Origin of the sequence: Streptomyces sp. SID11385, assembly GCF_010548245.1 — a bacterium.
In the GTDB taxonomy this organism is placed as follows: domain Bacteria; phylum Actinomycetota; class Actinomycetes; order Streptomycetales; family Streptomycetaceae; genus Streptomyces.
The window spans coordinates 1-1,032 of record NZ_JAAGLR010000738.1; the positions used below are offsets into that span (position 1 = coordinate 1).

Sequence of the window (1,032 nt, forward strand, 5' to 3'; positions counted from 1 at the left end):
CCTCGCGGAGCGGCTCGTGGAACCCGAGGACTTCGCCCGCGCCGTCCGCGCGGTCGCCCGGGCCGCGGGCCGCCCGGCCGGGGCCGTCGGCGTGATCGAGATCGGCGGCCTCAACGCGCTCGTGCCCGCCCTCACGGCGCACGCGCTCTCGCTCCCACTCGTGGACGGCGACCTCATGGGCCGCGCCTTCCCCCGCATCGACCAGAGCCTCGCCGCCGCGCACGGCGTCCCCGCCGCGCCGATGGCGCTCACCGGACCCGCCGGGGACACCGTGCTCGTGCCGGAGGTCTCCGAACGGCGGGCCGAACCCCTGCTGCGCGCCAACGTGCTCGCGCTCGGCGGCGCGGCGGCGCTCGCGCTGTACCCGCTCCCCGCCGAACGGCTCGCGGGCATCGGCGTCACCGGCTCGGTCGGCGCCTGCCTCGGCCTCGGCGAGCGTTTCCTGCGGGCCTCGCAAGCGGCGCTCGCCCCCGCCGAACTGGCGGAACGGCTCGGGGCCGACCTGCTCGCCGTGGGCCGTACGGAGGAGATCGTGCCCCGGCACGGCCAGCGGCCCGGCTCCCTGAGCCTCACCGACCGGCACAGCGGCGCGGTCGTCCGCGTGGACTTCCTCGACGAGTTCCTCGCCGTGACCAGGGACGGCGTCACCGTGGCGGCCACCCCGCAGATCCTCGCCGCCGTCGACCCCAGCGGGCGGCGCCCGCTGCGCACCGATCAGGTACGGGCCGGCAGCCACCTCGCGCTGATGCGGCTCCCCGCCCTGCACGCCTGGCCGCCGGGCGCCGAGCAGCGCGTGGGACCCGCCGCGTTCGGGCTGGACCTGGACGCCGAACCGGGCGACCGGGGGCGCGCGTGACGTCCCCCACCACCGTCGCCGGGCTGCTCGCCGACCCCGTGCTGCGCGGCGCGCGCCTGCTCGCCGGGCACGCCGGGCTGGAGCGGCGCGTCACGGACGTGACCGCGTTCCGCGAGACCCTCGGCGAGGTCGCCGGGCATCTCGTCGTCTGCGACGCGCTGCGGACCACGCCCGCC

The 1,032-nt window shown here is 78.7% G+C and carries 2 protein-coding genes; both read left to right on the forward strand.

Going from position 1 to position 1,032, the window contains the following annotated elements:
- Positions 1–856: DUF917 family protein (locus G3I42_RS22355; protein ID WP_164288630.1), on the forward strand; the 856-nt coding region annotated here is incomplete at its 5' end.
- On the forward strand, positions 853–1,032 hold a 180-nt coding region (locus G3I42_RS22360; RefSeq protein ID WP_164288632.1), incomplete at its 3' end, for a hypothetical protein. The genes G3I42_RS22355 and G3I42_RS22360, both read left to right, overlap by 4 nt.